This is a genomic window from Asaccharospora irregularis DSM 2635 (assembly GCF_900129815.1).
In the GTDB taxonomy this organism is placed as follows: Bacteria; Bacillota; Clostridia; order Peptostreptococcales; family Peptostreptococcaceae; genus Asaccharospora; species Asaccharospora irregularis.
In genome coordinates this window covers 1-15,781 of the sequence record NZ_FQWX01000042.1, presented here as the reverse complement: position 1 = coordinate 15,781, position 15,781 = coordinate 1, and the positions used below count along the sequence as shown (strand labels likewise).

The 15,781-nt window shown below is 34.4% G+C and carries 14 protein-coding genes and 1 other annotated feature; all 14 genes read left to right on the top strand.

Features of this window, described 5'->3' with window-relative positions:
- Window positions 1-338 (top strand): EF-Tu C-terminal domain-related protein (locus BUB34_RS11495; protein ID WP_456297629.1); only part of this gene is annotated, 338 nt, incomplete at its 5' end.
- Window positions 339-570: 232 nt separating this feature from the next.
- Window positions 571-720, top strand: a complete 150-nt coding sequence (rpmG, locus tag BUB34_RS11490; RefSeq protein WP_003421192.1) for a 50S ribosomal protein L33 — start codon at window positions 571-573, stop codon at window positions 718-720.
- A 24-nt stretch (window positions 721-744) separates the two neighbouring features.
- On the top strand, window positions 745-975 hold the full coding sequence (gene secE / locus BUB34_RS11485) for a preprotein translocase subunit SecE (protein WP_073127441.1): 231 nt from the start codon (window positions 745-747) through the stop codon (window positions 973-975).
- Window positions 976-988: 13 nt separating this feature from the next.
- A complete protein-coding gene (gene nusG / locus BUB34_RS11480) occupies window positions 989-1,534 on the top strand; it encodes a transcription termination/antitermination protein NusG (protein WP_073127439.1) in 546 nt (181 codons plus the stop codon).
- Window positions 1,535-1,571: 37 nt separating this feature from the next.
- Window positions 1,572-1,997: a 50S ribosomal protein L11 gene (gene rplK / locus BUB34_RS11475; protein WP_073127437.1), complete on the top strand. Its 426-nt coding sequence runs from the start codon at window positions 1,572-1,574 to the stop codon at window positions 1,995-1,997.
- Window positions 1,998-2,085: 88 nt separating this feature from the next.
- Window positions 2,086-2,784, top strand: coding sequence for a 50S ribosomal protein L1 (gene rplA, locus BUB34_RS11470; protein ID WP_073127435.1), 699 nt, complete (start codon window positions 2,086-2,088; stop codon window positions 2,782-2,784).
- Window positions 2,785-2,835: 51 nt separating this feature from the next.
- Window positions 2,836-2,962: a sequence feature (ribosomal protein L10 leader region), on the top strand.
- 42 nt (window positions 2,963-3,004) lie between these two features.
- Window positions 3,005-3,508: a 50S ribosomal protein L10 gene (gene rplJ, locus BUB34_RS11465; protein ID WP_073127433.1), complete on the top strand. Its 504-nt coding sequence runs from the start codon at window positions 3,005-3,007 to the stop codon at window positions 3,506-3,508.
- A gap of 78 nt (window positions 3,509-3,586) precedes the next feature.
- The gene (gene rplL, locus BUB34_RS11460; RefSeq protein ID WP_073127432.1) at window positions 3,587-3,952 is read left to right on the top strand and encodes a 50S ribosomal protein L7/L12; all 366 of its coding nucleotides are present in this window, start codon (window positions 3,587-3,589) and stop codon (window positions 3,950-3,952) included.
- 336 nt (window positions 3,953-4,288) lie between these two features.
- The gene (gene rpoB, locus BUB34_RS11455; RefSeq protein ID WP_073127430.1) at window positions 4,289-8,014 is read left to right on the top strand and encodes a DNA-directed RNA polymerase subunit beta; all 3,726 of its coding nucleotides are present in this window, start codon (window positions 4,289-4,291) and stop codon (window positions 8,012-8,014) included.
- Window positions 8,015-8,166: 152 nt separating this feature from the next.
- The gene (rpoC, locus tag BUB34_RS11450; RefSeq protein WP_073127428.1) at window positions 8,167-11,652 is read left to right on the top strand and encodes a DNA-directed RNA polymerase subunit beta'; all 3,486 of its coding nucleotides are present in this window, start codon (window positions 8,167-8,169) and stop codon (window positions 11,650-11,652) included.
- Between the two features lie 293 nt (window positions 11,653-11,945).
- A complete protein-coding gene (rpsL, locus tag BUB34_RS11445) occupies window positions 11,946-12,368 on the top strand; it encodes a 30S ribosomal protein S12 (RefSeq protein ID WP_073127426.1) in 423 nt (140 codons plus the stop codon).
- 131 nt (window positions 12,369-12,499) lie between these two features.
- Entirely contained in the window at window positions 12,500-12,970 is a 471-nt protein-coding gene (gene rpsG, locus BUB34_RS11440) for a 30S ribosomal protein S7 (RefSeq protein ID WP_073127424.1), read from the top strand.
- A 48-nt stretch (window positions 12,971-13,018) separates the two neighbouring features.
- Complete coding sequence (gene fusA, locus BUB34_RS11435; RefSeq protein ID WP_073127422.1) at window positions 13,019-15,085, top strand: elongation factor G; 2,067 nt, start codon at window positions 13,019-13,021, stop codon at window positions 15,083-15,085.
- Window positions 15,086-15,162: 77 nt separating this feature from the next.
- The coding region (locus BUB34_RS11430; RefSeq protein ID WP_143153374.1) for a GTP-binding protein at window positions 15,163-15,781 on the top strand (619 nt) is incomplete at its 3' end.

Here is a 15,781-nt window from a genome sequence, read left to right as displayed (position 1 = left end):
AAAGAAATGAAATCGAAAGAGGACAAGTTATGGCTAAGCCAGGAACAGTTAAAGCACACACTAAATTTACAGCAGAAGTATACGTATTAAAGAAAGAAGAAGGTGGAAGACATACTCCATTCTTCGATGGATATAGACCACAATTCTACTTTAGAACAACAGACGTTACAGGAGCTTGTAAATTACCAGAAGGAATAGAAATGGTAATGCCAGGAGATAACGTAACTATGGAAGTTGAGTTAATAAACTCAATAGCAGTAGAAGAAGGATTAAGATTCGCAATAAGAGAAGGTGGAAGAACAGTAGCATCAGGTGTTGTTGCTTCTATAACTGAATAGTTATTTTTGAGATTTATCAAATAAATTATAAAAAAGAGGAGATATCTCCTCTTTTTTTAATAATGAAATCACAAAAACATTGACATATTACATAGTTTTGTGATAACTTATACAAGGTAATGATTCAGGAAGGTGATAATACCTTAATTGTTGAAATTTATGGAATTGAGATGATTTTAAGGTATTATATTAACAATATATATATTGTAATACAAAGTTGGAGGTGTAGCAGATGAGAGTTAAAGTAACTTTAGCATGTACAGAATGCAAGCAAAGAAACTACAACACTACAAAAAACAAGAAAAATAATCCAGACAGAATAGAACTACAAAAATACTGTAGATTCTGCAAAAAGCATACTACTCATAAAGAAACAAAATAGTTTTATTAAGGATGTGAGTGTAGAATGGCTGCCCAAGCAAATCAAGGCTCAAAAACTAAGAAAAAATTCAGTTTAGCTACTTATATAAAGGAAACTAAGCAAGAATTAAAAAGGGTTATATGGCCAACTAAAAATGAGTTACTTAAAAACACAGGGGTGGTTTTAACTGTAGTTATTTCATCCGCTATATTAGTATGGGGACTAGACACATTATTATCTGGTGCGTTAGGATTTATACTAAAGATAGGTAAATAAAGGAGGAAATAAAATGTCAGAATTAGAAAAACCTAGTTGGTATGTAGTACATACTTACTCAGGTCATGAAAATAAAGTTAAAGCTACTATAGAAAAAGCTGTAAAAACAAGAGGTATGGAAGACTGCATAACTCAAGTAGTAGTTCCTACAGAAGATGTTGTTGAAACTACTAAAACAGGAAAAGAAAAAACTAGACAACGTAAGGTGTTCCCAAGTTATGTCTTAGTAAAAATGGTAATAACAGACGAATCTTGGTATGTAGTAAGAAATACTAAGGGTGTAACAGGGTTTGTTGGTCCAGGATCAAAACCAGTTGCGCTAAGCGAAGAAGAAGTACAAGCTATGGGTATAGACACAGAAAATAGTAACAAACTAGTTAGTGGTGGAATCGATTTAGAAGTCGGTGACACTGTAAAAATTGCCAAAGGTTCATTTACAGGACAAATTGGTACTGTGGAAGAAATAAATTTAGAAAATAAAGAAATAAAAGTATGTATAAGTGCATTTGGGAAAAGAACTCTATTCACTATAGAGTTTGAAAGTATAGAAAAAATATAATACTTATATATAGAAAAATCTGAGGAGGTGCGCTCAAATGGCTAAAAAAGTTATAGGTCAAATAAAATTACAAATACCTGCAGGTAAGGCTACACCAGCTCCACCAGTTGGACCAGCATTAGGGCAACACGGTGTTAATATAATGGGATTCACTAAGGAATTCAATGCTAAAACTGCAGATCAAGCTGGGATGATAATACCAGTAGTTATAACTGTATATCAAGATAGATCATTCAGTTTTATAACAAAAACTCCACCAGCGGCAGTATTATTAAAGAAAGCTGTTGGTTTAGACACTGCGTCTGGAGAACCAAACAAGAAAAAAGTTGCTAAAATATCTTCAGCAAAAGTAAGAGAAATAGCTGAATTAAAAATGCCTGACTTAAATGCTGCATCAGTAGAATCTGCTATAAGTATGATAGCTGGTACTGCAAGAAGTATGGGTATCGTAGTAGAAGACTAATTATAAAAATTATAATTAGGGATTTAAGCACTTCGTTTTAAGAAGTGGGAGGTTTAAAGCCGATATTAACCACAAGGAGGAAAGTAAAATGGCGAAGAAAACAAAAAAATACGCAGAAGCGTTAAGTAAAATAGAGAGAACTAAATTATATGATGCTACAGAAGCTTTATCATTAGTTGCAGATGTTGCTAGTGCTAAGTTTGATGAAACTGTAGAAGCACATATAAGATTAGGTGTTGACTCAAGACATGCTGACCAACAAGTAAGAGGGGCAGTTGTATTACCACACGGAACAGGAAAAACTAAGAGAGTTTTAGTTTTTGCTAAAGGAGAAAAAGCTAAAGAAGCTGAGCAAGCTGGAGCTGACTTTGTAGGAGCTGAAGAATTAGTTCAAAAAATACAAGGTGAAAACTGGTTTGAATTTGATATAGTTGTTGCTACTCCAGATATGATGGGTGTAGTAGGTAGATTAGGTAGAGTATTAGGACCTAAAGGTTTAATGCCAAACCCTAAATCAGGAACAGTTACTTTCGATGTAGCTAAAGCTATAGACGAAATAAAAGCTGGTAAAGTTGAATACAGATTAGATAAAACTAATATAATTCACGTTCCTGTAGGAAAAGTATCTTTTGGTGGCGAAAAATTAACTGAAAACTTCAATGCATTAATGAGTGCTATAGTTAAAGCTAAACCAGCTGCAGCTAAAGGACAATACTTAAGAAGTGTTACAGTTGCTTCTACTATGGGACCTGGAGTTAAAATAAACCCAGCAAGAATAGCAGAATAATAAAATTGTTGACATAGATAAACAAAAATGTTAATATAACATTTGTTGATATAAAATAGAATAGATTTGCCGTAGACAGTGGGTGCTTAGGCTTAATACCCCACCGAGGTTTTAGATAAATTGAGATTACTAAAGCTTTTGATGTCTACTTTGACTCAAAAGCTTTTTTTAATTTTGCGGCGAATACTAAACCTATTTGGTGAAGGAGGTGCACATCTAGATGAGAAAAGCTATAGAAGTTAAATCACAAGTTGTTACTGAAATAGTTGAGAAGTTACAAAAATCTTCTGCTGCAGTTGTAGTTGACTACAAAGGATTAACAGTTGAAGAGGTAACTGAATTAAGAAAGAAAATGAGAGAAGCTGGTGTTGAATACAAAGTATACAAAAATACTTTAGTTAGAAGAGCAGCTAAAGAAGTTGGAATAGAACAATTCAACGATGAATTACTAGTTGGTACTAATGCTATAGCATTTGGATATGAAGATCCAGTTGCTCCAGCAAGAATATTAAAAGAATTCATGGATTCTCATCCAAAGATGCAATTAAAGATGGGTGTAATAGAAGGAGAATTCTACAACGAATCTCAAATAGTTGAGTTCGCTAACATACCATCAAGAGAAGTTCTTCTTGCTAAGTTACTTGGAAGCTTAAAAGCTCCAATATCAAACTTCGCATACTTAATAGATGCAATAGCAAAGAAACAAGAAGAGCAAGAAGCTTAATTGTCAATTAGAGAAAATATATAAAATTAAAAATATGATTTTATTAATTAATTAAAGAAAAATTCGGAGGTGCTAAAAATGACAATAGAACAAATATTAGAAGCTATAGAAAACATGAAAGTTTTAGAATTAAATGAATTAGTTAAAGCTGCTGAAGAAAAATTCGGTGTATCTGCTTCAGCTCCAGTAATGGTAGCTGGTGCTGCTGGTGGCGCTGGTGCTGCTGAAGAAAAAACTGAGTTCGATGTTGTATTAACAGGAGCTGGATCTTCAAAAGTTGGAGTTATAAAAGCTGTTAGAGAAATAACTGGATTAGGATTAAAAGAAGCTAAAGAAGTAGTTGACAACGCTCCTAAGACTGTAAAAGAAGGAGCTTCTAAAGAAGAAGCTGAGCAAATAAAAGAAAAATTAGAAGCTGCTGGAGCATCAGTAGAAGTTAAATAATTTCTCTTTAAAAAGTTTATAAAAAGAAGTCGAAAGACTTCTTTTTTTTATGCTTTGAGACGAATATGTTACTCTAAGAAAATAGAGTTGGAAAAAAATAAAAATTGAAAATTAAAGTATAATTTTAGGGCATATAAAAATTATATCTAAAAAATAGAATTTTAGTATAATAATTGGTACATAATAGAATAGTACATATTTTATTAAATAATAAAAAATAGTTTTTATAATAGATGCAAGTTATATATTGAAAACTATTGACAAATGTGATAAAATTATTAGATGCGTTAGAGTGAATAAAGGTTTTATTTTTAATTATTGAGAGGTGAAAAATGAATGCCACATCCTGTCACGATAGGTAAGAGGAAGAGAATGAGCTTTTCTAAGATAAAGGAAATAGCTGATGTACCAAATCTTATAGAAATACAAGTAGATTCCTATAAGTGGTTTTTAGAAGAAGGATTAAAAGAAGTTTTTGATGATATTTCGCCTATAGAAGATTACACTGGTAATCTTATATTAGAGTTTGTTGATTACTCTTTAGACGATAAACCAAAATACGACATAGAAGAATGTAAAGATAGAGATGCTACATATTGTGCGCCTCTAAAAGTTAAAGTAAGACTTATAAATAAAGAAACAGGCGAAATAAAAGAACAAGAAGTTTTTATGGGAGATTTCCCACTAATGACAGACAGAGGGACTTTTGTTATAAACGGAGCTGAAAGGGTAATAGTAAGTCAGCTAGTTAGATCTCCTGGTGTTTATTATGCTCAAGAAAGAGATAAGACAGGGAAGTTATTAATATCATCTACTGTAATTCCTAATAGAGGAGCTTGGTTAGAATATGAGACAGATTCTAATGATGTAATATCAGTAAGGGTTGATAGAACAAGAAAACAACCAGTAACTGTTTTACTAAGAGCATTAGGAATAGGGACAGATGCAGAAATAATTGATCTTCTAGGTGAAGACGAAAGACTTGCTGCTACATTAGAAAAGGATAATACAAAATCAGTTGAAGAGGGATTAGTTGAGATATATAAGAAACTAAGACCAGGTGAACCTCCTACAGTTGAGAGTGCATCATCACTATTAAATGCGTTATTCTTTGACCCAAAAAGATACGATCTAGCTAAAGTAGGTAGATATAAATTCAATAAAAAGCTTGCTTTATGCTATAGAATAATGAATAGAATAACAGCTGAAGACATAATAAACCCTGAAACAGGAGAGATATTTGTTAATGCTGGAGAAAAAATAGACTATGAAGTAGCTAGAGAAATACAAAATTCAGGAATAAATGTAGTAAGTATATTAGTTGAAGATGACAAAAAAGTAAAAGTAATAGGAAATAACTTTGTAGACATTAAGTCTCATGTTGATTTTGACATAGATGAATTGAACATAAAAGAAAAAGTTCATTATCCAACTCTAAAAGAAATTTTACAAGAGTATGAGGATGAAGAAGAAATAAAAGAAGCTATAAAATCAAAAATGAAAGAACTTATACCGAAGCATATATTATTAGATGACATCATTGCTTCAATAAACTATGAATTCAACTTATTCTATCCTATTGGAAATATAGATGATATAGACCATTTAGGTAATAGAAGAATAAGATCAGTAGGTGAATTATTACAGAACCAAGTAAGAATAGGTCTTTCTAGAATGGAAAGAGTTATAAAAGAGAGAATGACAGTTCAAGATATGGAATCTATAACTCCGCAAGCATTAGTTAACATTAGACCTGTATCTGCTGCGATAAAAGAGTTCTTTGGTAGTTCTCAGTTATCTCAGTTCATGGATCAAACAAACCCATTATCAGAATTAACTCACAAGAGAAGATTATCAGCATTAGGGCCAGGGGGTCTTTCAAGGGAAAGAGCAGGATTTGAGGTTCGTGACGTTCACCATTCACACTATGGAAGAATGTGTCCTATAGAAACACCAGAGGGACCAAATATCGGACTTATAAACTCACTAGGAACTTATGCTAAGATAAATGAATTTGGATTTATAGAATCTCCTTATAGAAAGTATGATAAGGAAGCAGGAAAGCTTACAGAACAAATAGACTACCTAACAGCAGATGAAGAAGATTTATTCGTAAGAGCCCAAGCGAATGAGCCATTAACAGATGATGGAAGATTCGAAAACAACAGGGTTTTATGTAGGACTAAAAATGGTGCCGTTGAATTGGTTACACATGAGATAGTAGACTACATGGATATATCTCCTAAGCAAGTTGTGTCTGTTGCGACAGCTATGATACCTTTCCTAGAAAATGATGACGCCAACCGTGCCCTTATGGGATCAAACATGCAACGTCAAGCTGTACCTTTAGTAAGAAGAGAAGCGCCTATTATAGGAACAGGTATAGAGTATAGAGCCGCAAAGGATTCTGGAGCAGTTGTTGTTGCTAAGAACCCAGGAATAGCAGAGAGAGTAACAGCAGATGAAATAGTAATAAAAAGAGCAGATGGCAATAGAGATAGATATAAACTTCTTAAGTTTAAACGTTCAAACTCAGGAACATGTATAAATCAAACACCGATAATAAATAAGGGTGAGAACATAGAAAAAGGCGATGTTATAGCGGATGGCCCAGCTACTGATTTAGGAGAGGTAGCTCTTGGAAGAAACTGCTTTATAGCATTTATGACTTGGGAAGGTTATAACTACGAGGATGCTATTTTAATAAATGAAAGATTAGTAAAAGAAGATAGATTATCGACTATTCATATAGAAGAATATGAATGTGAAGCTAGAGATACTAAACTAGGACCAGAAGAAATAACTAGAGATATCCCTAATGTAGGTGATAGTGCAATAAAGAACCTAGATGAAAGAGGAATAGTTAGAATAGGTGCAGAAGTTAATTCAGGAGACATATTAGTAGGTAAAGTTACTCCAAAAGGTGAAACAGAACTTACAGCTGAAGAAAGATTACTTCGTGCGATATTTGGGGAGAAGGCTAGGGAAGTAAGAGATACTTCACTTAAAGTTCCTCATGGGGAATCAGGTATAATAGTTGATGTAAAAGTGTTCACTAGAGAAAATGGTGATGACTTATCTCCTGGAGTTAATGAATTAGTTAGATGTTATATAGCTAAGAAGAGAAAGATAAAAGTAGGAGATAAGATGGCTGGACGTCATGGTAACAAAGGGGTTATATCTAGAGTATTACCTGAAGAAGACATGCCGTTTATGTCTGACGGAACGCCAATGGACATAGTTCTTAACCCACAAGGGGTTCCATCTCGTATGAATATCGGTCAGGTACTGGAAGTTCACCTTGGTCTTGCAGCCAAAACTTTAGGATGGCATGTTGCTACATCTGTATTTGATGGAGCTAAGGAAGAAAACATAAGAGAAGCCTTAGTTAAAGCGGGCTATCCAGAAGATGGTAAGTTAACTTTATATGACGGAAGAACGGGAGATACTTTCGATAACAGAATAACAGTTGGTTATATGTATATGCTTAAACTACATCACTTGGTTGATGATAAGTTACATGCAAGAAGTACAGGACCATACTCTCTAGTTACTCAACAACCTCTAGGTGGTAAAGCGCAATTTGGAGGACAAAGATTTGGAGAGATGGAGGTTTGGGCTCTGGAAGCATATGGAGCTGCACACATACTTCAAGAAATACTTACTGTTAAGTCAGACGACGTTGTTGGACGTGTTAGAACTTATGAGGCTATAGTTAAGGGAGAAAATATCCCAGAACCAGGAATCCCAGAATCATTTAAGGTTCTTATAAAAGAGCTTCAAAGTTTATGCCTAGATGTAAAAGTGTTAACTGAAGAGGACCAAGAAATAGAAGTAAGAGAATCTATAGATATGGATGATTCAGTTAATGAATTTGAGTTGGATATTGTAGACAACATAAAAGAAGTAGAAGAGACTCATATAATTGAAGAAATCGAAGAGGTAGAGGACGAAGAAGATTTCTCAGGAAATAAAGAAGAAATCGAAAATGTAGATTTCGAAGAAGAAGAAATAGATTATGAAGAAGCAGATTATGAAGAAGAACAGGATTACGATATGTAATTATCTATAACATATAGGAAATTATATAGATCTTGCGTAAGTGAGTAAATATAATTTCCTAAGTGTTTTATACTGTGGGCAACTAATAGTAGCTCAATGTAGTAAGTTTTTATTTATGTAAAGTAAATATCAAATAGAAGGGAGAGAACTCCTTGTTTGAATTAAACAATTTCGAGTCGATAAAAATAGCATTGGCTTCTCCGGAAAAAATAAGACAATGGTCTAGAGGAGAAGTGAAAAAGCCTGAAACTATAAATTACCGTACTTTAAAACCAGAAAAAGATGGTTTATTTTGCGAGAGAATATTTGGACCACAAAAAGACTGGGAATGTCATTGTGGAAAATACAGAAGAGTTAGATACAAAGGTGTAGTTTGTGATAGATGTGGAGTTGAAGTAACTAAAGCTAAAGTAAGAAGAGAGAGAATGGGACACATAGAGCTAGCAGCACCGATGTCTCATATATGGTACTTTAAAGGAATCCCAAGTAGAATGGGTCTTTTACTTGATATGTCTCCTAGATCTTTAGAAAAAATATTATACTTTGCTTCATATGTAGTTATCGATCCAGGGGAGACTGGATTAAATGAAAAACAACTACTAACTGAAAAAGAATATAGAGTTGCCCTTGATAAATATGGATATACATTTACTGTAGGTATGGGGGCTGAAGCTGTAAAACAACTTTTACAGAATGTAGATTTAGAACAGCAAAGTAAAGACTTAAGAGTTGAGTTAAAAGAGAGTACAGGACAAAAAAGAGTAAGAACTATCAGAAGATTAGAAGTAGTAGAGGCTTTTAGGAAATCTGGAAATAAACCAGAATGGATGATACTAGATGCTATACCTGTAATACCACCGGATTTAAGACCTATGGTACAACTAGACGGTGGTAGATTTGCGACTTCTGACTTAAATGATTTATATAGAAGAGTTATAAATAGAAATAACAGACTGAAAAGATTATTAGAGCTTGGAGCTCCTGATATAATCGTAAGAAATGAAAAAAGAATGCTTCAAGAGGCAGTAGATGCCCTAATAGACAATGGTAGAAGAGGTAGACCAGTAACAGGACCAGGGAATAGACCGTTAAAATCTCTGTCAGACATGCTAAAAGGAAAGCAAGGACGTTTCCGTCAAAACTTACTTGGTAAGCGTGTTGACTATTCAGGACGTTCAGTTATAGTTGTTGGACCGGAACTTAAATTCTATCAATGTGGTCTTCCTAAAAAAATGGCTCTTGAATTATTCAAACCATTTGTTATGGATAAGCTAGTAAAAGAAGGATATGCTCACAATATAAAGAGTGCGAAATCTATAGTAGAAAAGGTAAAACCAGAGGTTTGGGGAGTATTAGAGGATGTTATAAAAAGTCACCCAGTACTACTAAACCGTGCACCTACTCTACATAGACTAGGGATACAAGCATTTGAACCAATTTTGGTTGAAGGAAAAGCGATAAAACTACATCCACTTGTATGTACTGCATATAATGCCGACTTTGACGGTGACCAAATGGCTGTCCATGTACCGTTATCTGTAGAGGCGCAAGCAGAGGCAAGATTCTTGATGTTATCTATAAATAACATCCTTGCACCTAAGGATGGAACTCCTATAACTACACCTTCTCAGGATATGGTTTTAGGTTGTTACTATTTAACAATAGAGTCTCAAGGTGGAGAAAAAGGAACTGGAACATTGTTCAAAGACTTTAACGAGTTATTACTTGCTTACCAAAATGGCGCGGTTGAACTACATTCTTTAGTAAAAATGAGAATAGTTCTTGAAGATGGAAGAAGTACTATGGTAGAAAGTACAGTTGGTAGATTTATATTCAACGAAAATGTACCTCAGGATTTAGGATTTGTAGATAGAGAGAAAGATCCATTTGGATTAGAAGTAGATTTCCTAGTAACAAAGAAATCTCTAGGAACTATAATAGACAAGTGCTTTAGAAAGCATGGTAATACAGAAACTGCAATATTATTAGATCATATAAAAGCATTAGGATTTAAATATTCTACAAAAGGTGGTATAACAGTTGCCGTAGCAGATATGAAAATCCCAGAAGCTAAAAAGGATTATCTGAGAAATGCAGAAGAAAGAGTAGATAAATACGAGAAAGCATATAGAAGAGGTCTAATATCTAATGAAGAACGATATGAAAAAGTTATAGAAACTTGGACAGAAACAACTGAAAAAGTTACAGACGCTCTTATGGAAGGCTTAGACAGACTTAATAATATATATATAATGGCCCATTCAGGAGCCAGAGGTTCTAAAAACCAGATAAGACAGTTAGCTGGTATGCGTGGTCTGATGGCGAATGCATCTGGTAAAACTGTTGAGGTTCCGGTAAAATCAAACTTCCGTGAAGGGTTATCAGTAATGGAATACTTTACATCTTCACATGGTGCCAGAAAAGGTCTTGCCGATACAGCTCTTCGTACAGCGGACTCAGGTTACCTAACAAGAAGATTGGTTGATGTCAGTCAAGATGTTATAGTAAGAGAGATTGATTGTGGAACAGAAGAAACAACAGAAATATTAGCAATAAAAGACGGAAATGAAGTAATAGAAGAATTATATGATAGAATCGTAGGAAGATATACTATAGATCCTATATTAAATCCTAATACAGGAGAAGTTATAGTTGAAGCTGACTCTATGATACAAGAAGATAAGGCTGAACAAATAATCAACCTAGGAATAGAAAAAGTAAAAATAAGAACTGTACTTAACTGTAAAACAAACCATGGAGTGTGTTCTAAGTGTTATGGTAGAAACTTAGCTACTGGTAAAGAGGTTAACATAGGAGAAGCTGTTGGTATAATAGCGGCTCAATCTATAGGTGAACCGGGTACACAGCTTACGATGAGAACATTCCATACAGGTGGAGTTGCCGGAGGAGATATAACACAAGGTCTTCCAAGGGTAGAGGAGCTATTTGAGGCTAGAAAGCCAAAAGGATTAGCTATAATAACAGAAGTAACAGGTAGAGTAGAAATAGATGAAACAGGTAAGAGAAAAGAAGCAGTGGTAATACCTAAAGAAGGTGAAAACCAAACTTATGTAATACCATATGGATCTAGATTAAGAGTTAAACAAGGTCAAATGGTTGAAGCAGGGGATCCGTTGACTCAAGGTTCTATAAACCCTCACGATATAGTAAGAGTAAAAGGTATAGGTGGGGTACAAGAATATATAGTTAAGGAAGTCCAAAGAGTTTATAGACTTCAAGGGGTTGATGTTAACGACAAACATATAGAAGTAATTGTTAGACAAATGCTATCTAAGGTTAAAGTTGAAGACCCAGGAGATACAGATTTATTACCTGGAGGTTATGAAGATGTATTAACATTTAATAAATGCAATGAAGAAGCGGAAGCTCAAGGATTAAAACCAGCTATAGCTAAGAGAGTACTATTAGGTATAACGAAGGCATCCCTTGCTACAGAATCATTCTTATCAGCTGCATCGTTCCAGGAGACAACAAGAGTATTAACAGAAGCGGCTATAAAAGGAAAAGAAGATCATCTGATAGGATTAAAAGAAAATGTAATATTAGGAAAATTAATACCAGCAGGAACAGGTATGAAGAAATACAAAAACATAGCTGTTGAAAAAATTGAAGGATAAGTACATTGTTTAACATAAAGAAATCTTGACAATAAATATGTCTGGTGATAAAATGTTAAGGTGTGTAATTTAAAAGTAAACTAAGTACTTGATAAGTGCTTAGTTACTTTTGAATTATATTCATATAAATAATTTGAACTAAAAGCATCAAACTAAAAGTATTTACAAACACTTGATTAGTGTTAACTACTTTAATTGAAAGTAACGAAAGTTACAACCACTCAGCATTCAAAAGAATGTTGACGCAGTTGGCGATCATTAAGATCGAAAATTTTGAAAAGGAGGTGCCAATGATGCCAACAATTAACCAATTAGTTCGTAAAGGTAGAAGAGAAATAGAAAAGAATTCTACTGCTCCAGCATTACAAAAGGGTTATAACTCTTTAAACAAAAAAACAACTGATGTAAGTGCTCCACAAAAAAGAGGAGTTTGTACTTCAGTTAAAACAGTTACTCCTAAGAAACCTAACTCAGCTTTAAGAAAAGTTGCAAGGGTTAGATTAACAAACGGTATAGAGGTAAGTGCTTATATACCAGGAGAAGGACACAACTTACAAGAGCATAGTGTTGTTCTTATAAGAGGAGGAAGAGTAAAAGACCTTCCAGGGGTTAGATATCACATACTAAGAGGTACTTTAGATACTGCAGGTGTTGATAAGAGAATGCAATCTAGATCTAAGTACGGTGCTAAGAGACCTAAGGCTGCAAAAAAATAATAAAACAAAAATAGACAATAAGAATTAATTATAGTTCGGTGCTTTAAATATATATATATTTATGGCATCACGGCGTTTAATTATGTCGAGTACCTATGATTTAAGATTTAATAATTAAGGAGGGAAGCGAAATGCCAAGAAAAGGTAATGTTCCAAAGAGAGAAGTTTTACCAGATCCGATGTACGGAAGTAAGGTAGTTACTAAGTTAATAAACAATTTAATGGTAGATGGAAAAAAAGGTAAGTCACAAACGATAGTTTATGATGCCTTTGCAATAATAGCAGAAAAAACAGGAGAAGATGCTTTAGAGGTATTCAATAAGGCTATGGATAATATAATGCCTGTTTTAGAAGTTAAAGCAAGAAGAGTTGGTGGAGCTAACTACCAAGTACCAATAGAAGTTAGACCTGAAAGAAGACAAACTTTAGGTTTAAGATGGTTAGTAAAATATACAAGAGCTCGTGGAGAAAAAGGAATGGTTGAAAAGCTATCTAAAGAAATAATGGATGCAGCTAACAACACAGGAGCTTCAGTTAAGAAGAAAGAAGATACTCATAAAATGGCAGAGGCTAATAAAGCATTTGCTCACTATAGATGGTAGGAAATATAGATACCTTATAAAATTAAGGATATCGTGAGGAGGATAACCATGGCTAGAAAGTTTCCTTTAGAAAGAACTAGAAATATAGGAATAATGGCTCATATAGATGCAGGAAAAACTACTACAACAGAAAGAATCCTATTCTATACTGGGCAAACGCATAAAGTAGGAGAAACTCATGAGGGAGCTTCTCAAATGGACTGGATGGAGCAAGAGAAGGAAAGAGGTATAACAATAACTTCTGCCGCTACTACTGCTACATGGAAAGACCATAGAATAAACGTAATAGATACTCCAGGACACGTCGACTTCACAGTTGAGGTTGAAAGATCTTTAAGAGTATTAGATGGAGCGGTTGCAGTTTTCTGTGCTAAAGGTGGGGTTGAGCCTCAATCAGAAAATGTATGGAGACAAGCTGATAACTACGGTGTACCTAGAATGGCATTTGTAAACAAGATGGACATATTAGGTGCTAACTTCTACAATGTTATAGACATGATGAAAGAAAGATTAAGTGCTAATGCAGTACCTGTACAATTACCAATAGGTAAAGAAGAGAGCTTCGTAGGTATAGTAGATCTTTTAAACATGAATGCTGTAATATACAAAGATGACCTAGGTATTGAAACTGAAATAACTGAAATACCTGAAGATATGAAAGAATTAGCTCAAGAGTGGAGAGAAAAATTAGTTGAAGCTGTTGCAGAAACTGATGAAGATCTAATGATGAAGTATCTTGAAGGTGAAGAGTTAACTATAGAAGAAATGAAAGTTGCTATAAGAAAAGCTACTATAGCATGTGAAATGAACCCTGTGTTCTGTGGAACTGCATACAGAAATAAAGGAGTTCAGTTAGTGATAGATGGTGTTATAGACTACTTACCTGCACCAACTGATATAGAATCTATAAAAGGTATATTAGACAACGGTGAAGAAGCAGAGAGACATTCATCTGATGAAGAGCCATTCTCAGCATTGGCGTTCAAAATAATGACTGACCCATTCGTTGGTAAACTAGCGTTCTTCAGAGTTTACTCTGGAACATTAGAAAGTGGTTCATACGTTTTAAATGCTACAAAAGGTAAGAGAGAGAGAATCGGACGTATACTACAAATGCATGCTAACACAAGAGAAGAAATAAGCAAGGTATATGCTGGGGATATAGCTGCAGCAGTAGGATTAAAAGATACTACTACTGGAGATACTTTATGTGATCCAGCTAACCCAATAATACTTGAATCAATGGAATTCCCTGAACCAGTTATAGATGTTGCTATAGAGCCTAAGTCAAAAGCTGCTCAAGAAAAAATGGGTGTTGCTCTTCAAAAATTAGCTGAAGAGGATCCAACTTTCAGAGTAAGATCAGACGAAGAAACAGGACAAACTATAATCGGTGGTATGGGTGAATTACACTTAGAGATAATAGTAGATAGATTATTAAGAGAATTTAAAGTTGAAGCAAACGTAGGTGCTCCACAAGTTGCTTACAGAGAAACTATAACTCAACCGGTTGATGTTGAATATAAATACTCTAAGCAATCAGGTGGTAGAGGACAATATGGTCACGTTAAGATTAGAGTTAATCCTCAAGAACCAGGTGCTGGATACAAATTTGAAAATAAAACAGTTGGTGGATCTGTTCCTAAGGAATATGTTGGACCAATAGATGCAGGTATACAAGGAGCTATGGCTGCTGGTATAGTTGCTGGATACCCAGTAGTTGACGTTGCTGTTGAATTATACGATGGTTCTTACCATGAAGTCGATTCATCAGAAATGGCGTTCAAAATGGCTGGATCTATGGCAATGAAAGAAGCTATGAGAAAAGGTAATGCTGTATTACTTGAACCATACTTCAAAGTTGAAGTTGTTACTCCAGAAGAATACATGGGAGACGTTATGGGTGGATTAAACTCTAAGAGAGGTTTAATACAAGGTATGGAAGCTAGATCAGGGGCTCAAGTTATAAGAGCATTCGTTCCACTTTCAGAAATGTTTGGATACTCTACAGAGTTAAGATCATCAACTCAAGGTCGTGCAACTTATACAATGATATTTGACCACTACGAACAAGTTCCAGCTTCAGTAGCTAAGAAAATATCAGAAGGTAAATAATAAAATAATTATTAAAATAATAAAGTAAGGTGAGTTGAACTCACCTTACATAAAAAATATTTAGGGAGGTATTTCAAATGGCTAAAGCTAAATACGAAAGAAGTAAACCACACGTTAATATAGGAACAATAGGTCACGTTGACCACGGTAAAACTACATTAACAGCTGCTATAACAAGAACATTACATGATAGATATCAATTAGGAGAAGCAGTAGATTTTGCTAACATAGATAAAGCTCCAGAGGAAAGAGAAAGAGGAATCACAATATCAACATCTCACGTTGAGTATGAAACACCAAACAGACACTACGCTCACGTTGACTGCCCAGGACATGCTGACTACGTTAAAAACATGATAACAGGAGCAGCTCAAATGGACGGTGCTATATTAGTTTGTTCAGCAACTGATGGACCAATGCCACAAACAAGAGAGCATATATTATTATCAAGACAAGTTGGTGTACCATACATAGTAGTATTCTTAAACAAATGTGATATGGTAGATGACGAAGAACTATTAGAATTAGTTGAAATGGAAATAAGAGATTTATTAAATGAATATGAATTCCCAGGAGATGACACTCCAATAGTAAGAGGATCAGCATTAATGGCATTAGAAGATCCAAAATCAGCATGGGGAGATAAAATAGTAGAATTATTCGAGCAAATAGATGCATACATCCCAGAACCAGAAA